Origin of the sequence: Ralstonia pickettii (assembly GCF_030582395.1) — a bacterium.
In the GTDB taxonomy this organism is placed as follows: Bacteria; Pseudomonadota; Gammaproteobacteria; order Burkholderiales; family Burkholderiaceae; genus Ralstonia; species Ralstonia pickettii_D.
This window is the reverse complement of sequence record NZ_CP104381.1, coordinates 3,122,720-3,140,944: the sequence shown is the minus strand read 5'-3', so window position 1 is coordinate 3,140,944 and position 18,225 is coordinate 3,122,720. Positions and strand designations below refer to the sequence as shown.

At 63.0% G+C, this 18,225-nt stretch carries 20 protein-coding genes; 11 read left to right on the top strand and 9 right to left on the bottom strand.

Going from position 1 to position 18,225, the window contains the following annotated elements:
• Positions 1-364: 364 nt before the first annotated feature.
• On the top strand, positions 365-730 hold the full coding sequence (locus tag N5B55_RS15180) for a hypothetical protein (protein WP_182593863.1): 366 nt from the start codon (positions 365-367) through the stop codon (positions 728-730).
• Positions 731-776: 46 nt separating this feature from the next.
• Here N5B55_RS15180 and N5B55_RS15175 read toward each other — a convergent pair whose 3' ends face one another.
• The 5 genes from N5B55_RS15175 to N5B55_RS15155 form a co-directional block, all read right to left on the bottom strand.
• A complete protein-coding gene (locus N5B55_RS15175) occupies positions 777-1,343 on the bottom strand; it encodes an NADPH-dependent FMN reductase (protein ID WP_304538563.1) in 567 nt (188 codons plus the stop codon).
• Between the two features lie 91 nt (positions 1,344-1,434).
• Positions 1,435-2,688 (bottom strand): Hsp70 family protein, encoded by a 1,254-nt coding sequence (locus N5B55_RS15170; RefSeq protein ID WP_304538562.1) that lies wholly within the window; start codon positions 2,686-2,688, stop codon positions 1,435-1,437.
• Between the two features lie 297 nt (positions 2,689-2,985).
• Positions 2,986-4,005: an alpha/beta hydrolase gene (locus tag N5B55_RS15165; protein WP_178959442.1), complete on the bottom strand. Its 1,020-nt coding sequence runs from the start codon at positions 4,003-4,005 to the stop codon at positions 2,986-2,988.
• 41 nt (positions 4,006-4,046) lie between these two features.
• Positions 4,047-4,472 (bottom strand): organic hydroperoxide resistance protein, encoded by a 426-nt coding sequence (locus tag N5B55_RS15160; protein WP_178959443.1) that lies wholly within the window; start codon positions 4,470-4,472, stop codon positions 4,047-4,049.
• Between the two features lie 140 nt (positions 4,473-4,612).
• Positions 4,613-5,074: a MarR family winged helix-turn-helix transcriptional regulator gene (locus tag N5B55_RS15155; RefSeq protein ID WP_015855863.1), complete on the bottom strand. Its 462-nt coding sequence runs from the start codon at positions 5,072-5,074 to the stop codon at positions 4,613-4,615.
• 283 nt (positions 5,075-5,357) lie between these two features.
• Here N5B55_RS15155 and N5B55_RS15150 point away from each other — a divergent pair, with 283 nt between their 5' ends.
• A complete protein-coding gene (locus tag N5B55_RS15150) occupies positions 5,358-6,272 on the top strand; it encodes a PhzF family phenazine biosynthesis protein (RefSeq protein ID WP_178959444.1) in 915 nt (304 codons plus the stop codon).
• A gap of 175 nt (positions 6,273-6,447) precedes the next feature.
• The gene (locus N5B55_RS15145) at positions 6,448-6,774 is read left to right on the top strand and encodes an EthD family reductase (RefSeq protein WP_009239636.1); all 327 of its coding nucleotides are present in this window, start codon (positions 6,448-6,450) and stop codon (positions 6,772-6,774) included.
• Positions 6,775-7,057: 283 nt separating this feature from the next.
• Here N5B55_RS15145 and N5B55_RS15140 read toward each other — a convergent pair whose 3' ends face one another.
• Positions 7,058-8,032, bottom strand: coding sequence for an alpha/beta hydrolase (locus N5B55_RS15140; protein WP_304538561.1), 975 nt, complete (start codon positions 8,030-8,032; stop codon positions 7,058-7,060).
• Positions 8,033-8,438: 406 nt separating this feature from the next.
• Here N5B55_RS15140 and N5B55_RS15135 point away from each other — a divergent pair, with 406 nt between their 5' ends.
• The 6 genes from N5B55_RS15135 to N5B55_RS15110 all read left to right on the top strand — a co-directional run bounded on the left by N5B55_RS15135 (position 8,439) and on the right by N5B55_RS15110 (position 13,402).
• A complete protein-coding gene (locus N5B55_RS15135) occupies positions 8,439-8,948 on the top strand; it encodes a hypothetical protein (RefSeq protein WP_304538560.1) in 510 nt (169 codons plus the stop codon).
• Positions 8,945-9,553, top strand: a complete 609-nt coding sequence (locus N5B55_RS15130; RefSeq protein ID WP_178959448.1) for a hypothetical protein — start codon at positions 8,945-8,947, stop codon at positions 9,551-9,553. The genes N5B55_RS15135 and N5B55_RS15130 overlap by 4 nt, the downstream gene beginning before the upstream one ends.
• A gap of 26 nt (positions 9,554-9,579) precedes the next feature.
• Entirely contained in the window at positions 9,580-10,359 is a 780-nt protein-coding gene (locus N5B55_RS15125) for a hypothetical protein (protein ID WP_015855857.1), read from the top strand.
• A gap of 66 nt (positions 10,360-10,425) precedes the next feature.
• Positions 10,426-11,142 carry a C39 family peptidase gene (locus tag N5B55_RS15120; protein ID WP_012436675.1) on the top strand — a complete coding sequence of 239 codons (717 nt, stop codon included), beginning with the start codon at positions 10,426-10,428 and terminating at the stop codon, positions 11,140-11,142.
• Positions 11,142-11,948: a hypothetical protein gene (locus N5B55_RS15115; protein ID WP_304538559.1), complete on the top strand. Its 807-nt coding sequence runs from the start codon at positions 11,142-11,144 to the stop codon at positions 11,946-11,948. The genes N5B55_RS15120 and N5B55_RS15115 overlap by 1 nt, the downstream gene beginning before the upstream one ends.
• Positions 11,949-12,085: 137 nt before the next feature.
• Entirely contained in the window at positions 12,086-13,402 is a 1,317-nt protein-coding gene (locus N5B55_RS15110; RefSeq protein ID WP_154208007.1) for a transporter, read from the top strand.
• An 81-nt stretch (positions 13,403-13,483) separates the two neighbouring features.
• Here the strand turns inward: N5B55_RS15110 and N5B55_RS15105 are convergent, their stop codons facing one another.
• A complete protein-coding gene (locus N5B55_RS15105; protein WP_065858186.1) occupies positions 13,484-13,888 on the bottom strand; it encodes a helix-turn-helix domain-containing protein in 405 nt (134 codons plus the stop codon).
• Between the two features lie 746 nt (positions 13,889-14,634).
• Positions 14,635-15,537 carry an MBL fold metallo-hydrolase gene (locus N5B55_RS15100; RefSeq protein ID WP_304539807.1) on the bottom strand — a complete coding sequence of 301 codons (903 nt, stop codon included), beginning with the start codon at positions 15,535-15,537 and terminating at the stop codon, positions 14,635-14,637.
• A 312-nt stretch (positions 15,538-15,849) separates the two neighbouring features.
• On the opposite strand from N5B55_RS15100, the gene N5B55_RS15095 reads away from it, so the two are divergent.
• Together N5B55_RS15095 and N5B55_RS15090 are read left to right on the top strand one after the other, a co-directional pair.
• The gene (locus N5B55_RS15095) at positions 15,850-16,548 is read left to right on the top strand and encodes an OBAP family protein (protein WP_304538558.1); all 699 of its coding nucleotides are present in this window, start codon (positions 15,850-15,852) and stop codon (positions 16,546-16,548) included.
• A 283-nt stretch (positions 16,549-16,831) separates the two neighbouring features.
• The gene (locus N5B55_RS15090) at positions 16,832-17,155 is read left to right on the top strand and encodes a hypothetical protein (RefSeq protein WP_154208015.1); all 324 of its coding nucleotides are present in this window, start codon (positions 16,832-16,834) and stop codon (positions 17,153-17,155) included.
• 96 nt (positions 17,156-17,251) lie between these two features.
• Here the strand turns inward: N5B55_RS15090 and N5B55_RS15085 are convergent, their stop codons facing one another.
• Positions 17,252-18,223, bottom strand: a complete 972-nt coding sequence (locus tag N5B55_RS15085; RefSeq protein WP_304539806.1) for an AraC family transcriptional regulator — start codon at positions 18,221-18,223, stop codon at positions 17,252-17,254.
• Positions 18,224-18,225: the final 2 nt, after the last annotated feature.

Genomic DNA, 18,225 nt, shown 5'->3' with positions numbered 1-18,225 from the left:
TTTGACCCTCGCGTTCCACTCTCTGAGAGTGAAGCGCCACTGTTTGAGGGTGGAGCGTGACCTTCCGATCGTCGCTCCTGACGAATCAAGAATCCAACTTTCGCCGCTGCCCCCATCGCTATAATCCATTCCGCTGCCGCACCAACGGCAGCCGGGTTTGGCGACTCGACATACTCACAACGAGCATCCGCTTGGCGGATACGCTCGGGCACACTCGCGCATGCCTCCTATGGCGGGCCGGGTGGGGAGACCGCAAGGTCTGCCGGTTGCCGTGAGTACCGGTTCGCCAGCCCCGCCGTCAGGCCCGCCCCCTTCGTCTGGCGACGAGAAGGCGGACCTCCAATCAATACTCACGGAGGCGCCTATGCCTATTGCAGACGAGACGCGACCAGCGTCGTACCCATCTCCACCCGCATCACCCAGCCCACCGCCCACGTCCTCCGACACAGGTAGGCTCACCAAGAACCGTACTTACCTGAACGGCGCCATCGCAGCGCAGGCGTATCTCAAACGCACACGCACCGCCATGCGCTCACACGGCCAATGCCGCCCGGGCATGCTGCGCGAGCAGCTTCAGCATCTGTCCGCGCACGCGTTTCCGCCGGCTTTTATCAAAGGCTTTGTGGATGCGATTGATGCGTACGTATCGATGTCGCTCGGGGGCCGCGATGTCGATCCGCAAACGTGGGACGTGTTAGCCGCCATAGAGCGGCGGGGCTATAGCCAATAACAAGAGATTGACGCATTCCCGTGACGGGCGGGAATGCCTGAGCTGGTCAGAGTGGCAGTTGGGCGTTGGCTGTTGAAGCTGTCTGCCGAGCATGAATCGCCGCCGCGAAGGCGGACAGAAATCCGCGCATTTCGGACTGCCGCTCAGGCACCTTCAGTAGCGTTTTGATTTCGTCTGGCGTTTTTCCAATCAACGGGATGCGCAAAAACACATCATCGAGAAATTGATCGCTGACAGTGGACAGCACTAGCCGGAGCGAGGTGAGCATGTCATCGCCACGATGCGATGCATGTGCGAGCGCAATCGGTTTCCCGATGACTTCGAATCGCGAGACCATCCAATCGATGACGTTCTTGAGCCCTCCCGGAATAGCGCGAACGTATTCGGGGCTGGCAATAATGATGCCGTCGCATCCGGACACGAGTGCCAGGAATTCCAGCACTTCCGCGGGTGTCTGTTGGCCTTCCAGGTCAGGGGAAAAGACCGGCAGGGTGTCGAGGCGATGGAATACCAATAGCTCAACCCCCTCAGGGGCAACGTCTTTCAAGCCGAGCAGTAGCGCCGTGTTGACTGAATCGCGGCGGGCACTGCCGGAGATGGTGAGGAGCTTCATCTGGTTTTCCTTTAGACACATCCTGCCGCGCCCCGGGCGATCTGGTTCGATACGCTTGAAACGTCCCGCTACCCCTCAGCCTTTCAACCCATCAGCCAAACTTGCGCGCCGCATCGCGCGCCAGGCCAGAACCGATCCCGCCGAACAGGTCGCCCTCAACGCGTCGCGCCGACGGCAGCACTTGCGCCAGTTGCTCGCGCAGCAACGGCACCCCGCTGGAGCCGCCGGCGAAGAGAATGGTATCGACTGCTTCCGCTGCGACGCCCGCCGTCTTCAGCATCGCCTGCACCGTCGAGACCGTCTTGCCGACCAGCTTCCCAATCGACTGGTCGAAATCCTCGCGCGTGACGGGCTGCTTCAACTCGGGCGCGATGCGGTGCAGGTCGATCTCCGCCAACGGGGCGTCCGACAGCGCGATCTTCGCGGCTTCCACCTGAATAGCGAGCCAGTGGCCGGCGCGTTCGCGGATCAGGCGGATGAGGCGGTCGAGTTTTTCGGTGTCGGCGGCATCTCGGTAATTGTCCATCACCACCGTCCACGCCTTGCGCGTGTACACGTGGTTGATCGTGTGCCAGCTCGCCAGGTCGAAATACTGGCCGGACGGCATTGCCTTGCCGTTGCGCAGCGTGCTGTTCAGGCCCAGTAGCGGCATCACGCTGGCCAGGCTCAAGGCGCGGTCGAAGTCGGTGCCACCAATGTGAACGCCGCCGTTGGCGAGGATGTCTTCGCGGCGGTCAAGGCGTTTCGCGCGGTCGGGCGACAGGCGCACGAGCGAGAAGTCGGACGTACCGCCGCCAATGTCCGCCACGAGCACAAGTTCTTCGCCGCTGATGCCGGCCTCGTAGTCGAACGCGGCGGCGATGGGCTCGTACTGAAAGGCGATCTCGTCAAAGCCGGCGTCGCGCGCGATGTCCGCCAGCGTGTCTTCGGCAAGCTGGTCGGCCTTGGGATCTTCGTCGATGAAGAACACCGGGCGGCCCAGCACGGCGCGGCGGAATTCATGGCCGGCGGCATGCTCGGCGCGCCGCTTGAGTTCGCCAATGAAATGCGCCAGCAGCTTGCGGAAGGGCATGGCTTGGCCCATGACCTCGGTGCTGTCGTCCATCATCGATGTGCCGAGCAGGCTCTTGAGCGAGCGCATCAAGCGGCCCTCGTAGCCGGCAAGATAGTCGGCCAGCGCGGCCCGCCCGTAGCTGACCGTCGGGTCTTCGGCGTGAAAGAAGATGACGGAAGGCAGGGTCGCCTTGCCGTCTTCGAGCGGCAGCAGGGTGGGTGCGTCCGGTCTCAGCCAGCCGACGGTGGAGTTGGACGTGCCGAAATCGACGCCGCAGGCGTTTGACATCATAGGATTGGGCTTCTGGAGTGCAGCTGGAGGCATGCCCCTGCACGGGGGTCAGGAACGGGCGCCACTGGCGAAGGGCCGCTATTGTAGTGGCTTTGTGCGACGGATCTGCACGACGGTGGATGCCTTGGGTGCCACGGTTGTTTGGGCTTCCAGGTTGGGCTGTTTCATGCGGCTAGCGTTGCAGACCAAAACACAACGCAACACGCCCACCGCGTGCAAAAGACACGGGCGGGCGCATTGCTGGCTGACCAATGAACAGTGAAGGGGCAAAGGCGGTGAAACAACCCGCCCACCCAATTACTTCAAGCGCGCCTTCAGCTCTTCACTGGCTTGATGCAGCGCTGCACGCGTTGCAGGCACGCCGGCCAGCGCATTGAGCAAGCCGAAGTCGTGGATCATCCCGTTGTAGCGCGTGGCGGTCACATCCACACCCGCCGCGTCGAGCTTGCGTGCGTAGGCTTCGCCTTCATCGCGCAAGACATCCTTCTCTGCTGTGATCACCAGTGCCGGCGGCAGCCCCTTCAACTGAGCGGGCGTGGCCAGCAGCGGCGATGCGTAGATCTGCTGACGCTGTGCCGGATCAGTCGTGTAGGCGTTCCAGAACCACTGCATCATCGGCTTGGTCAGGAAGTGCCCCTGCGCAAACTCGTCGTACGACGCGTTCTCGAAGCTGGCATTCGTGACCGGCCAGAACAGGACTTGCGCGCGCAGTGCGGGCGTGCCGTGCGCCTTGGCCATCAGCGCCACCACGGTGGCCATGTTGCCGCCCACGCTGTTGCCCGCAATCGCCAGCCGCTTGCCGTCTACGCCAATCTGCGCGCCGTTTTCTGCCACCCATTTGGTGGCGGCGTAGATCTGGTTGATGGCTACCGGATACCGCGCCTCGGGCGACGGCGTGTAGTTGACGAAGACAGCGACGGCGCCGGAGTCGGCCACCAGGTCGCGCACAAAGCGCTCGTGCGTGGGGAAGTCGCCCAGCACCCAGCCGCCGCCGTGCACGAAGATGAAGCCGGGCAGCGTGCCCTTCGCGCCAGCAGGGCGCACGATCGTCAGGCTGATCGGCTTGCCATCCACGGTGATGGTTTTCTGGCTGACGTCCGCGGGCGGCAGCGACACCTTTGCTGCGGCCTGCGCGCCCACCAGCACGGCACGCGCATCTGCGGGGGACAGTGTTTCCAGCGGCTGTCCGCCGCCCGCGGCCAGGGCGTCGAGGAAGGACTGGGTGTTGCGTTCCACGCCCGGGCTGCCCGCAGCAAGGGCGACGCTTGCTGCCAAAGAGAGAAGGGTGCCGGCGGCAAATTTGGTCATGCGGTTCATGGCAGTGCTTCTTATCGGTGGTTGGGGGAAGGGCGTGCGGGTCAGACCAGGCTCAGGCGTACGTCGATGTTGCCGCGCGTTGCGTTGGAGTACGGGCAGACGACGTGCGCGCGGTCGATGAGCGTTTGCGCTTCGGCCGGGTCCATGCCGGGCAGGCTGATCTTCAGGTCGACTTCAATGCCGAAGCCGTTCGGAATGACGCCGATGCCGACGGTGCCCTGTACCGACACATCTGCCGGCACACGGATCTTGTCGCGCGCCCCCACAAACTTGATGGCGCCCAGGAAACACGCGCTGTAGCCGGCGGCAAACAGCTGTTCGGGGTTGGTGCCTTCGCCGCCGGCACCGCCGAGTTCGGTCGGCGTGGTCAGGCGCACGTCGAGCCGGCCATCGTCGGTGATGGCGCGACCATCGCGGCCGCCGGTGGCGCGAGCATTGGCACGGTAGAGGACGTTTTCGATCGACATGGTGGTTCTCCTGTGAGAGGGGGGTGGTACGCGCATCGGCTGTCGAGGCCGCTCCGCATTGCTTACGATTAAATAGCGCACTACTTAATAAGTTTAAAAAAACGGACGCGATTAGGCGCCCGTCGGCGATACGTGTGTGCTCAGGCGGCGTTCTTGAAGAGCCGCCCGCGCAATGCATTCAACTGTGTGCGCAGTTCTTCCAGCTCGCCGGGCGCGCACTCCATGGCCGCAGCCATGCATGCCGGCACTTTCTCGGCCCGCTTCTCCAGCGCCTTGCCGGCCGCCGTGAGCGAGATGATCACCCGCCGCTCGTCCTCTGCCGAGCGCTGCCGTTCGATCAAGCCTGCTGCCTCCAGCCGCTTCAACAGCGGGGTGAGCGTGGCGGAGTCGAGGAACAGGCGCTCGCCAATCTCCGACACCGTTTGGGCGTCCTGCTCCCACAGCACCAGCATGACGAGGTACTGCGAATACGTCAGGTCCAGCGCCTTGAGCAGTGGCCGGTACGCCTTGTTGATCCCGATCATGGTTGAGTACAGCGCAAAGCAAAGCTGCTCGTCCAGGGCGAGGTCGCGGCGTGCGGAGGAAGGCTTGCGTGTGTTCATGGAGGAGAATATATATAGCGCGCTATTGAATTGCAAGCTAATTTTTTAGATGGGTTGTTCGGTGCGGGTCGGAAGGTCGTGAACGGGGCCAGGAGGGATCCACTACAGTAGCCCCTCGGCTGCCGCGCTTGCTGCGGGGTTCCATGCCCCATACCCACCATGACGTTCTTCGACGCCGTTTGACAGTTTTCGCAGCCTAGCCATACACGCCCAGCCGAACTACAGTCGATTGCTCGAGCAAAGGGATTCCGACTAGCCAGCAACCTCACACAAAAGAGCAACCATGAAGCGCCGCTACGTGACAGCCGACGTGTTCACCGACATCCCGCTCCAGGGCAACCCAGTCGCGGTGGTGCTGGATTGCGAAGGCTTGTCGACCGAGCAGATGCAGTCCATCGCAGCTGAATTTGGTTACACCGAAACGACGTTTGTCTTTCCGCCCCGAGACCCATCGCATACCGCATGGGTACGGATATTCACGCCGTCGCGAGAGATTCCGTTTGCCGGCCATCCCAACATCGGGACGGCTTTTGTGCTGGCCACGAAGGCCGCAGAAGCAGGCGAGCCGTTACCGAACACCCTGGTCTTTGATGAAGCGGCAGGCGTGGTGCCGGTTCGGCAGCTCATGGAAGGCACCACCGTTGTCGGCGGTGAACTCGTTGCGCCGGAGCAGTTGTCTCTGCGCTCCCAAGTTGCTGTCGACAGCGTTGCCGCCTGCCTCTCGCTTGATGCCAAAGACATTCAAGTCGATGTGCACCGGCCGATCGTCGCATCGGTGGGGCTGCCCTTCCTCATTGTTGAGCTGCGCTCGCGGGATGCCTTGCGCCGCTGCGTACCGAACCCGGTTGCGTACAAGGCCACCTTGCCGCTCGATGGCGCCGTCTCTATCTACGCGTACACGCGGGACGTCGGGGACGACGGCATTCAGGCGGGGTGTGATCTGCAATCGCGGATGTTTACACCCCGCATGACAGAGGACCCCGCAACGGGCAGCGCAACGTGCGCCACGGTTGCGCTCCTGGCTGCATCGCGCTCAGTGCCCGAATTGACGTTGCGCGTGCGGCAAGGCGTTGACATGGGGCGCCCCAGCACACTCCTTGCATCTTGCGAGAAGACAGGCGACACATCGAGAGTTCGCGTCGGCGGAAAATGCGTAGCCGTCATGGAAGGGACATTCTGGCTGCCGGTGTTGCACTGACTCGCCTGCAGCCACCGTTGAGTACCGGCCAGAAGCGGACGTTGCCTCGCCGGAAGAAGAACACCAATACCCCGCAATCTGCTGTTGGCAAGCCATTGCGCCGCTTGTGGCGGCATATGGATCGCTCACGTGTGCGCGGGTTCATGTCGACACCAATGAAGACAAGGAGAACTGCATGATCAAAGTGACCGTGATGTACCCCTACGCCGAAGGCGCACGCTTCGACCACGACTATTACCGCGAGCGCCACATGCCGCTGGCGAAGGCGCGACTTGGCAATGCCTGTGCGTACTACACCGTCGATAAAGGCCTGGCCGGCGGAGCACCCGGCACGCCACCTGCCTACGTGGCGATGTGCGCGTTCATCTGTGAATCGGCCGATGCGTTCCAGGCGGCCATGAAGCAGCACGGCGCGGAGATCCTGGCCGATATCGTCAACTACACCGACATTGCACCGGTGCTTCAGATTAGCGAGGTCGTCGTCGAGCGTTCGGATCGTTGAGTGCGCCGGACGTCCAGCCAGAGCGTGTAGCCGGCCGGGGCGGCACCGTGATTTACGGGCGGGTCGCCGGCGAGCCGGAAGCCGCCCCGGGCCGCTCTGGCCCGCCCCTTCAGCCGCCTGGAGTGGATCGAGCCGTCCTTGCTCGGCGGGCTGGGACAGGGGCGGGTCGCTCAATCAACGCCATGCCATTCCGGTTAGCGACGTGGCAGCGTGGATCACCGCAAACCTCACGTCGCGCCGCAGGGCGTAAAGCAGGCGCGGCCGCGCTTTGCGGCGCTTCGACCTATAGCGACCTGAGCCAGGCCACCGATTGCGCCAGCGCACCCTTGCCGGCGTCGGTGTCCAACCGGAACTGATATTCGTGCCCGAGCGGGGGCTGGTAGTCCTTCGGGAAGAAGAGGCTCGTTACATTCACTCCCTGCGCCTGCAGCGCGGCTGCGAGGGCCACCGACTGCGGCCCAAGCGGATCGGCATTGCCCGCACTCACAAACGCGCGAGGAAAGCTGCGGGCGATGTAAGGGGTGATCGACATGGTGTCGAACCCCGGCACCTGATTCCAATCTCGCTTGCCGCTGTACGCCCACGCGGTCGCCTTGACGAACCAGGCACCCAAGCCGCCGCTTTGGCCCATCTGCGTGATGTCGTACACGCCGCAATAGAGCAAGACGCCGGCGATCTGATTTGCCAATGGCTCGGGTGAGATTCCCAGCGCCTGCGCATAGCGCTCGTTCGTCACCAGGGCCGCCGTCTGCGCCGCGATTTGCGCCCCCGCACTGTCGCCCGCCAAGACCATCTTGTTTGCATTGATCTTCAATTGCGAAGCCTGCGCGGACAGGAACGCAAGCGCCCTGTTGGCCTGCCGGATGGGCGTGGGATAGGTCGCCTCGGGCGCGATGGTGTAGTCCACATTGACGACCGTAAAGCCTTTGCCTGCAAGGATCTTCAGATAGTTGGCGAGATCGGCCCGGCGCCCGGACACAAATCCGCCGCCATGAAACCACACGACGACAGGGCCGTCCGGGGTGGCCGCCTTGCCGCGATAGATGTCCAGGCGCCCATCCGCGTCGCTGGGGTCGTAGACCAGGCCGGTTTGCACAGCCACATCGTTGGGAACCAACGGCTCCAATGCTTTGGATGCCTGCGCAGCGCCGTGATCGAAGATGGCGCGGATGACCAACACGCTGGGCCATGGCGATGCAAGGCCGGCGATCACCACAATCACCAACAGAAGCAGGACCGAAAGGACGAGGCGTTTCATGGCCATTGCGCAAATCCCCGCGGGTGAGTGGTCGTGACGTTTTGCGGCTGGTCGCTGGTGGCAGCTCGCGCGATTCTAGCTTCTCATCGCCGGGGGGGGGGGGCGGTTGGCGACCATGGTGTAACCGCGTGGCCGGGAACGAGGCAGCGTGCCTAGTAGGGTGAGAGCGTCGTCGCGGTGACTGCTTCACGGCTGAAACATTCCAATTGGCGTCCCCGCCCTGACGATTCCTTGTCCTGGCAGGCTTGCTTCGCTCAATTCAGTGACTTGCCTGTTTCAGCCATGACACAAAAATGCGTGCTGCAGGGGTGCATGGTCTCTCCTGACGGGTGATTTTCTAGACAAATCAGGCGGTTAGTCGTCATGGCATGGATGTCGCTCTAGGGCCCCCGGGGAGGAGCGAGCCATGCCGACAATCACCTCGCAGCGCCATGCTTGGCGTTGGGCGACCTTTTGCGCGATAGAGCCGACCGCACTGGCTGCGTGTCTGGCGATGGCGTTTGCTTTGGCGCCGGCACATGCCGACGAGGGCGACATCATCGTGCAGCGCGATGTCACCCCGCGCGTCGCCTATCGGGGCGTTCAGACCGATGCACTGCCCATCCGCACGGCGGTGAGCCCGTTTCCTACGCAGGCGTTCAATCAATCCGTCGGGTCGGTCATGTCGGTGCTGTCTGACGGCGAACTCGGCGCATCGCGCGCCGCTTCCGGCAACGCAACGTCAGGCCTGCAGCGCGCCCTGACGTCATCCACGGGAACCGGATTGCAACCCACCGCGGGCGGGCTTTCCGTCGGTAACGCCGTGAGCGGCGCTGCCGTTGGCGGCGTAGGCGGGCAAGTGGTGCAGGCCACGGCGGGCATTGCGTCGCAGATCAGCGGCGCACTGGCGCCGCTCTCGCGTGGCGGGCAGCCGTGAAGTCTCTAACGTGGCACTTCGTAGTGGCGGTGCTCAGCGCCGTGCCGGCTGGCGCGGCGTGGGCCCAAAGTGCGCCGGTGTCCGCCGTGGTGGAGGGCGATGCCGCGGCAAACACGGCCGGGCGCGTGGCCGTCAATCAGGCCTCGGGGGCGGGCAACGTGCAGGCCAACGTGGCCGCCGTGTCGACCGATGAGGCCCGCGTCGTGTCATCGCAGTTTGTCGGGCGGGTTCGATCAGGCGTATCGGCATCGAGCCGGCTGGCGGGCGCGTCTTTCAATGGTGCGGCGGGTCTGGTGTCGATCAATCAGGCCAGCGGTGCCGGCAACGCACAGCTCAACGTCGCGGTGATCGCCCCCACTGCGTCGGTTGTGCAACAGCAATCCCATCACATCGAGCCACTTGCCGACAGTGCCCTGTCGGGCGTGGCTGCACAGTCTCGTCGTCAGGATGCCGCGCCCGCGGCGGAGGCCAGGCAAGACGCGTCGATTGCATCGACGGCGTTGCGCAATACCTCCGGCGTTGTGCAGGTCAACCAGACGGCAGGAACGGGGAATGTCGTATCCAACGTCTTTGTGCTCCGTCCCCCGGCGGGCACTCTTTTTTAACAGCAACAGAAGGAAGGGAGATCACCATGAAAGCCAAACTGACTGCCATTGCTGTACTCGCCCTGCTGGCTGCAGGTGCAGCCCACGCTCAGGGACGAGACGACGGTCCGCGCTCCTCCGGGGCGGTTATCAGCAACGTGACCGAAATCAGCAATGACATCCACGTGCAGGGCTACGGCCTCGCGCTGGGTTTTGTGCCGTTCAGCTCGGAATCGTCGGCGGTTGTCGATTCCACGCAATCCAGCAACAACAACTCGGTCGACCTGCGGCGTGGCAGCAATACGGCGACGGTTGATGGACAGGCGCTCAAGGGCGCGCAGGGCGCGGTCGGGGTGAACGTCACGTCCGGCGCTGGCAATGTGCAGTCCAACGACGTTGCGCTGGCGGCCGTGGATGCCGGCAAGGTGTTCGCTTCGGCCCAGGTGTTCAACAACCAGGCGGACCCGGGTGAGTCCCTGTCCATCGGCAATGCGGCCAACAAGGCATCGCTGGGCGGTAGCGCTCTGAACGGCGCCAAGGGCACCATCGGCGTGAACATCGCTGCGGGCGCGGGGGAGCTGCAAGAGAACGGCATGGCTGCATCGACCAACACGTCGGGCCGTATCGCCAAGGCCACCGACTACAACAAGCAGTCGGCTGACAACAACTCGCTGCGCCTGAATGGTTGCGATCCGACCAATGTTGCATCGCTGAACGGCACTGCACTGATGAACGCGATGGGCAACATCGGCGTGAACATCGCGGCTGGCGCGGGCAACCTGCAGCACAACGGCCTGGCAATCGCCACGGCCAAGGCCGCCAACTAAGGCTAGCGTCCAAACACCCGGCCGCTGCTCCGGCGGTCGGGTGTCCGTTCCCCAAGGGGGGGATTCATGCGACTGAACCGGCAATCGGTGGGCAGGGTGATGTTGTGTCTCTTCTGCGCAGGCGGCTTGTGGGCAACGCAGGCCAGTGCCCAGGAGGGCGCGATTGCGTTGCGCGCCGACAGCGAAATGCCACTGAACAAGCCGGTCAAGAGCATGGCGGAGCTGCGCTATCGCAGTGTGATGCGACAGCAGCAGGATTTCAGTTGCGGGGCGGCTGCGGTCGGCACGTTGCTGCGCTACGGATATGGCTTGGACATCGATGAGCGCCGCGTCATTGCCGACATGATGAAAGTGAGCGACCCGAAGCAGGTCGCCGAGCAAGGGTTCTCCATGCTCGATATGCGCAACTATGTGCAGACACTCGGCTTTCGGGGCCGTGGCTACCGTGTGGACATGGCGGCATTGCGCGATCTGGCGATCCCGGTGATCGTCTTGTTGAGCCTGAACGGGTACCAACATTTCGTGGTCGTCAAGCGCGCGGCCCAGGGGCGGGTGTTTATCGCCGACCCTGCACTGGGCAACCGCATCATGCAGGAGTGGGAATTTGCGCCTGCGTGGAATGGCCTCGTATTTGCAATCGTCGGCGACGTGTCGGTCCAGGCCGATTCCGGATTGCTGCAGACGAATGCTCCCAGCTTGCGTGCGCGTGAGAACGCCGCGTTCTCGGGAGGGATGCTGCCGATCCAGATGGAATTTGGACCTGCCCGGTGGGACCTGTTCTGATGAAAACCAAGACACTCGCATGGATGCTGCCGCTCGCGTATGCCGGCTGGTGTGCCGGAGCAAGCGCCGGGCCGCTCCCTGATCGTTCCGCGCCGGCCGAAGCGCACGACAGTGCCGTGCTGTTTCATTCCGGCACCGCAGTCGAGCTGGCCGATGACGGTGAGCTGGCCCAGCAGCGCGGCAAATACCTCGGCGCCAGCATCGTCAGCGGATTCATGATTGAAATGGCCTCGCAATGGCGCAACGAGGCAGGGCAGGCAGCGGCCGAAGCGCGGCTGCTCGCCACCAACCTGCGCACAAGTACCGCGAGCGTCGCAGTGAGCACACTGGCGTCGGTGCAGATGGGCATTGGGGCTCTGGCGGGCGCCACACCCGGGGCGACAGCCTCCGGCGGGGCCGGTGTACAGGTCAACGGTGTCGGCCAGGTGACACAGGTGGCTGGCAACAACAATCTGGCGAGTAACACCACATCGATCTCGATGCAGACCGCTCCATTGCCTACACTGCCTTCGGGCAGCGCGTTGGCAACGGCGGCGCAGAACGGATTCACCGCCCAGGCCCAGGCGGGCGCGGGCGGCGTGCAGGTTGCCATCACCAGCCCGATGGGCGTCGTCTCGCAGTCGGTGACGCCCAATCTGGCCGGGGCGGCGGGGAGCGTGATGCAGGTGGCGCAAATGGCGGGCAATGCGCAGTTGATTGCCAATCAGTTGTCGATCCAACTGCAGATGCAGACGATGTCGCGTCAGCAGCTGGCTCAGATCGGCGTGGCGCAGGCATTGCAGGCGGTGGCGGGTTTACGCCGCTAGACGTGCCGATGCAAAATTTCCTATAACGACGCAATAGAAGAACAGACAGGCAGGCAGTGAGAGGCGGCGCTCGGCAATAGGGCCGATGCGCTGATATGGAGGCTCTTTAGCCTCCGCCTTGCTTTCCGGGGGGAAACATGGGACACCGACGCACGGCAGTGGCGTGGGCAGTGGCATGTTGGTCGTTGCTTCCTGCAGCGGCCGAAGCGCAATCGGCGCCGTCTGCCGAAGACTCCTTTGACGCGCGCCTGGCGCGTCTGCAGCGCATCATCGAGCGGCAGCAGAAGATCATTGATGCATTGGAAGAGCGCGTCGGCGACCTGGAGCTGGTGCGCGTGCGCGGGCGTGGCGTCGGTGCCGGCAACGCACAGGCGTCCGCTGCGGGCGCAACCACGGCAACACAATCGCCGTCGTCTGCGCTGGTCGCCCAATCCGGCAACACGGCGCCCGCGTCGGAAAGCACAACCGCCGCGCGCCCCGACCCCAACGACAAGCCTCGCATCCAGAGCAAGGACCTCGTCTTCCAATCCGAGCACGCGCCGCTGTTTGAGCGACGTTTCACAATCGATACCGGCATCAGCTACAGCTACTACGACCGCCGCAACCTCGCGCTGTCGGGCTTTCTGGCGCTGGATGCGATCTTTCTCGGGCAGATCAACCTGGTCCAGACCAAGGCCAATGTCACGACCTTCGACGTCACCGGCCGCTATGGCTTCAGCGATCGGCTGAGCGCGGATTTCACAGTGCCGGCCGTGTATCGCTCCAGCACGTTCTTCAGCGGCGGTGCGGGTGGGGCATCGAGCACCGTCAGCGAGGCAGACAAGACGTCCGCGGGCTTGGGCGATGTGAGTGCCGGCATCTACTATCAGCTCGTCAAGGAGTCAGCGGATTTGCCGGACATTGTCGGCAGCTTTCGCGTGCGTGCACCGACCGGGCGTTCACCGTTCGGCATCAAACTGATCCATGCCGACAGCAATAACAACAACCTGATCATCGACCAGCAACTGCCGACCGGCAACGGTGTATGGAGCGGCACGCTGGGCATGTCTTTCCTGAAGACGTACGACCCGGTGGTGTTGTTTGCCAATGCCAGCTACACGTACTACGTGCCGCGCTCGTTTGCCGACATCTCCTCGACCGAAGGCGTGGTGCAGCCGGGCAAAGTCAAGCTGGGCGATACCATCACTTTGGGCGGAGGCCTCGCATTGGCGCTGAACGACCGCACGGCGCTGACGATGGCTTACAGCACGGCATTCTCCGGCAACACGCGCATCACCCCAGAGGGCGGGGCCGAGCAGTCGGTGGTGGGCAGCAAAACCAACGTAGGCACGATGACGTTCGGCATCAGCCATGTGCTGACCAAGAACTTGTCGATCAGCGCCACGCTGGCCATGGGCCTGACGCCGGACGCGCCGAACTACGTCTTTACGCTTCGCTTCCCGTACACGTGGTAGTGGCACGGGGTCGCGGCGCCCGGCAGACCGCAAGGCGCGGCTCTGCCTGGGGCGCTTGGAATAAGCCGAGGCTGCAGAGAATTACTCAGGCTGCCCGAAGCGCGGAGGCAAGACCGAGTACACACCGTGCATGCGCAGTTCGGCCTCGCGTGAGGGCACTGCCAGGTCTGTCTCGACAAAGCGCACGACCTCAACCGCCCCATCGACTGTGCTTTCAAACTTGAGACTGAGGTGAACATCGAAAGCGCGCGCCAGCTTTCGCAGCGATATCAACTGCAGCAAATTCAGCCGTGCGTTTTCGATATCGGAGATGGCCGCACCGGTCAGGCGCGACGCCGTTGCCAGATCGGCCTCGGTCCATCCATGTTGTTTGCGTAAGGCCCGCACCTGCGCGGCGAAGCGGGCATTGGCCTCGGTCTCCAAGAATGCATGGGCAAACTTCCGGTCTGCCAGCTCTTGAAGCAGCCATGTATCGAGCTTCTTCATGCTACCTCCCCGTTTTGTCCTGCTTGCCGAGGCCGGTTATGGTTCCAGTCTCACGGCTTTTTTTGCTGCCGAACCGCTATGCAGCGTTTGGCGGTGGTTTGGGCGCATGCGCGTGAGCGCAACCACCGGGTGTCGGCGCCCTCGTGTCTTCTTGCCTAGAGACTCGGGCGACCGGCTTCCATTTCAAGAGTAGGACTTTGCACGGGAGCGGGCGAGATACTTTTTCGCGGCCTCGGCCCAGAACGCCTGCGCAACACGATGTCGTTTGAGCGCTCACGCTCAAAGCAAAGGCGCGCCTAACCGGCATGCGATGTTTGCGCTCGGTTCTCTGCCGCGTCCTTGCCGAGCAGAATGCCGGCGCTCAGTGCCATGCCCACCGAGACGAACCCTTCCGGAGCGTATGCCTCTGTCCAGTCGGATGGGGGGCCGCCATTCGGGATGTAGCGGAATTCGCTCGCCCACCTGTGATCGCTACGTTGTGCGGTGCGCACTTCAACGCGGCCGAGTTTGGCTTTGACTGTGGTTCCATGGGACCCCTTGCAAGTTGTATCCCCCAGAATCAAGCCGCCGCTCTATGGCCACGTACCAACGTATAAACACCGTATGAGCGATCGACACGGTTGTCCAGCGACGTGGAGCCTACATTGCCGCCAGCCCTTGTCACTGCGTCGCTTGCGGGATCGTGCGGAGGCTCCGGGCATGGTAGATGCGAACGCGCGCGCAGGCACAGCGTGCATCCGCCCCGCTTAAAAAGCCTTTTGGGCACCTGATAAGGAGGCCTGCTGCACCGCAGTGAAGTGTTCTGCTGGAACCGCCGCTGAACGGCCCGAAAGCCGTTCGAATTCATCGACATCGTGGCTGCAGAACACGGTGAGCCCCGACTTGTGGCGCGCGCAAAGATCGCGCAGCCGGCGCTGGTTGTCGAGTCGCGCCGCGCGGTCTTTCTCCAGCATCCATTGGTAGAACCGCAGGCCGGGCGTGCAATACGGGTCCAGATCCATTTCGTGCGTATGAAAGTAGGCATCGCCTGCCAGTAGCAGCCAGTCGTTTTCGCCGCGCACGGCAATGCCGGCGTGTCCGTAGGTGTGGCCTCGGAGGGGAATCAGCGCAATCTCGTCGTTCAACTCCGGTATGGGCGAAACGCTCTCGAAGCCCTTCCAACGTTCTCCGCCCGCAGATGAATGCGCTCGCCAACGCTCTTGATAAGACCACTGCTGCGGCCGAAAGCGTTGTCTGTCGAGCCATGTCTTTTGCATCAATGCGTAGTCCCGCTCAGCCGCAAGCATATGCACCACAGCGTGCGGAAAATCATCAAGACCGCCTGCGTGATCAAAGTCGAGATGCGTCATGACGATGTGGCGAACGTCGGCTGCGCGAAAGCCGAGGCGCTCGATCTGCCGAATGGCCGTCATCTCCTCTCTGAACTCGGGTTTGAGCATTGTGAGAAAGAAGCGGCTCAGACGCGAACGCGGATGCGCGACGTCTCGCAGGCCAAAGCCGGTATCGACCAGCACAAGACCCGCAGGCGATTCAACCAGCAGGCAGTGACAGACCAGCCGCCCCCGGCGCACCAGCGAGCTGGGATGGCCATCGAACAATGCGCCGCACAACGGGCAGCTCGAAATGCAATTGATGTGATGCACCTTCATCTTGTGCTCCGGTGTGCGCGACGGTCTACCGCTCTGGAATGCATCCGAGACTCGCCAGCATGAACACGTAGGCGGCATACCCGGTGCGGGCTCTGGTGAGCGCAGCATTGGGCATGCCCAGCAAAAAGCCCGCGCCATTGGGCGCAAGTCTTGCGGACTGAGCGCATCCAACATGCGCCCCGGGGTCACGCGATGCGATACGCCTTCCCGATCTATCTGTTTGCCGCGCTCGCTCTCTGCGGTTGCCATCGCGAGAGCGACACCCGCTCGAACGTTCGCGCGCCGGGCCAAGCCGAGTCCTCCAGGACGGAAGTGCTGGAAGCGGGCGCGGCGGCGCTGCAGGACAAGCCGCCCATCGAAGCCCTCAACGCTTATCTGGACGGGTTCCACTTCTACAACGGCCGGCAGAACGTCCAGATGGAAGCGCATCACTACTGCGCGATCGTCAATGAGGACGTCACGCAGTGCGTCATCTACGACGGCAACGTCAAGAACGCGAAGTTGATGGGTGTCGAATACATCATCAGCGCAACGCTGTTTGCGACGCTGCCTCCGGCAGAGAAAGCGCTTTGGCACAGCCATGTCTGGGAAGTGAAATCCGGGCAGCTCGTCGCACCCGGGATCCCCGAGCCGGCAGAAAAAGAACTGATGAAGAAGCTGATCGGCACGTATGGCAAGACGTGGCACACGTGGCATACCGATCTCGACAAACAATTACCGCTCGGGGTGCCCCAATTGATGATGGGTTTCACCGGCGAAGGGCAGGCAAATGCCGCGATGGTCGCCGACCGAGACAAGCGCATGGGGATCGACTCCGGCGCGAAGATGAAGGACCGTGTGGACATTCCGGCGCCGTCGGTCAATCCCGCAGCCAATGGCTGGCAGCATGGCAACACGTTCCAGATTGCGGATCCGACGGGAAGTCAGCATGCCCACGAGTCCGCGACCGCAGGCGCCGGGTCAAAGGCTTCGGATGTGAGCGCGCGGGCGAATGAGAAACAAGCGCGATAGTTGCTCCCGGGGCGCTAGAATCGGATCGGAATTCTTTTGACCTGACCTGTCTCGATGCCGCTATGGAGGAGAACCCGTGCCATTGTTTCCGGGCACATGGGCCCGTTACCTGGTCCGGATCTCGGGCACTGTTTTTCTGGCCGAGCGCCATTGAACGGCGGCCTCGCCCCGGCGCTTCCGGTCCGCAGGGCTTTGCGCCGCATCGCATCGCAATAGCCTTGCACATTGCCGATCAACAATGAAGCCGAGTTGCGACAGAGCGCAGTTCCTCCAGCTTGCCTGAATGCCACGCCACCACCACCACGTCTACGTTGTCGAACTGTCTCGGCAAGTGCTGAGCGAAGGACGGTTCGTGAGAGCGAATCCCGATTACCTCGGTGACAAGCCTTGCGTATATGTCGGCATGACAGGGCAGTCACCGGACGTACGCTTCGACAAACACAAGGCGGGGCTGAAGGCGAACCGGTACGTGCGCGAATACGGCCTGCGTCTGATGCCGGAGCTGTACGAATGCTTCAACCCGATGCCTTATGAGGCGGCACGCGAGATGGAAGTGGAACTGGCCATCGGGTTGCGCGAGGAGGGGTATGCGGTGTGGCAGGCGTAGGGTAGCGCCGGGCGTCCAAGCCTGAGCCGCGTGGCACAGGCGCGTTTGCGTTGTCTTTTGCCAGACGAAAGGCGGCTTGCGGCCGGATGAGTTGGATCAGTGCGAAGAGACGTACGCCGCGTCGTCAAAGGGCGGTGGAAGCGCGAAGCTTTCACGCATGCGCCTGGACTCTGCAGCCGGTGTCAAACCAAAAAGCCGCTTGAACTCACGACTGAATTGCGACGCGCTGGTGTAGCCCACCGCGTGACTCGCTGCCTCGGCTGTCAGGTCTTCACGCACCATCAGTAATCTAGCCTGATGCAAGCGGATGGATTTGACGTATTGCATGGGTGAGAGCTGCGTAATCGCCTTGAAATGACTGTGGAAGCTTGGAATGCTCATGCCGGCTTTTTCTGCAAGCTGTGCCACATCAAGCGGCTGTTCGTATGCAGTGTGAATGTGCCGTAGCGCCTGCCCAATGCGGCCAAACTGACCGCGCATCGCCAGCGCCTCCCTCATCGCGGCGCCTTGCTGGCTGGTAAGCACCCGGAAATACAACTCGCGCAGCAAGCCGGGCCCCAGCACGGCCGCTTCCACGGGATCGTGCATGGCCTCCAGGAAGCGGAGTACGGAGGCGCGCATTCCGTCGTCCATGGGGCTGGACATCATGCTCTGCGGACTGGCCCGTCGGGGCGGCATGCCAACACTGTCAAGCTGCGCGGCAAGTTCTGCGGCCATCACGAAATCGAGGTGCAGATAAAGCGCGAGCAGCGGCCGTTCGGTCGTTGCCTCGGTTTCCATGTTGAACGGAACGGGCACCGACACGGCAAGGTAGTGATCTTCGTCATACACGTAGAGCCGGTCGCCGAAGTATCCGCGCTTGCGGCCCTGGCAAACGATGACGATGCCCGGGTCATAGAGGACGGGGGTGCGCGACAGTGCGCGATCAGAGCGCAGGATGCGCACGCTTTCCATGGCCGTCAGGTTGTACCCCTCGGCAGGCGCGAGCGCGTGCATGAGCGAAATGATCCGGGCCCGCGTGGCGGAAGGGGCGGTAGAAGCCCGGGGAGTGCTTACGCGTCTGGTCATAG

Bases quoted from the DNA above. Each gene is read 5' to 3' on its own strand.
- N5B55_RS15120 (WP_012436675.1), top strand. From the start codon at position 10,426: ATGCGACTGAACCGGCAATCGGTGGGCAGGGTGATGTTGTGTCTCTTC.
- N5B55_RS15105 (WP_065858186.1), bottom strand. From the start codon at position 13,888: ATGAAGAAGCTCGATACATGGCTGCTTCAAGAGCTGGCAGACCGGAAG.
- N5B55_RS15135 (WP_304538560.1), top strand. From the start codon at position 8,439: ATGCCGACAATCACCTCGCAGCGCCATGCTTGGCGTTGGGCGACCTTT.
- N5B55_RS15090 (WP_154208015.1), top strand. From the start codon at position 16,832: ATGCCACGCCACCACCACCACGTCTACGTTGTCGAACTGTCTCGGCAA.
- N5B55_RS15125 (WP_015855857.1), top strand. From the start codon at position 9,580: ATGAAAGCCAAACTGACTGCCATTGCTGTACTCGCCCTGCTGGCTGCA.
- N5B55_RS15180 (WP_182593863.1), top strand. From the start codon at position 365: ATGCCTATTGCAGACGAGACGCGACCAGCGTCGTACCCATCTCCACCC.
- N5B55_RS15165 (WP_178959442.1), bottom strand. From the start codon at position 4,005: ATGAACCGCATGACCAAATTTGCCGCCGGCACCCTTCTCTCTTTGGCA.
- N5B55_RS15155 (WP_015855863.1), bottom strand. From the start codon at position 5,074: ATGAACACACGCAAGCCTTCCTCCGCACGCCGCGACCTCGCCCTGGAC.
- N5B55_RS15085 (WP_304539806.1), bottom strand. From the start codon at position 18,223: ATGACCAGACGCGTAAGCACTCCCCGGGCTTCTACCGCCCCTTCCGCC.
- N5B55_RS15150 (WP_178959444.1), top strand. From the start codon at position 5,358: ATGAAGCGCCGCTACGTGACAGCCGACGTGTTCACCGACATCCCGCTC.
- N5B55_RS15160 (WP_178959443.1), bottom strand. From the start codon at position 4,472: ATGTCGATCGAAAACGTCCTCTACCGTGCCAATGCTCGCGCCACCGGC.
- N5B55_RS15110 (WP_154208007.1), top strand. From the start codon at position 12,086: ATGGGACACCGACGCACGGCAGTGGCGTGGGCAGTGGCATGTTGGTCG.
- N5B55_RS15115 (WP_304538559.1), top strand. From the start codon at position 11,142: ATGAAAACCAAGACACTCGCATGGATGCTGCCGCTCGCGTATGCCGGC.
- N5B55_RS15170 (WP_304538562.1), bottom strand. From the start codon at position 2,688: ATGATGTCAAACGCCTGCGGCGTCGATTTCGGCACGTCCAACTCCACC.
- N5B55_RS15100 (WP_304539807.1), bottom strand. From the start codon at position 15,537: ATGAAGGTGCATCACATCAATTGCATTTCGAGCTGCCCGTTGTGCGGC.
- N5B55_RS15145 (WP_009239636.1), top strand. From the start codon at position 6,448: ATGATCAAAGTGACCGTGATGTACCCCTACGCCGAAGGCGCACGCTTC.
- N5B55_RS15140 (WP_304538561.1), bottom strand. From the start codon at position 8,032: ATGAAACGCCTCGTCCTTTCGGTCCTGCTTCTGTTGGTGATTGTGGTG.
- N5B55_RS15175 (WP_304538563.1), bottom strand. From the start codon at position 1,343: ATGAAGCTCCTCACCATCTCCGGCAGTGCCCGCCGCGATTCAGTCAAC.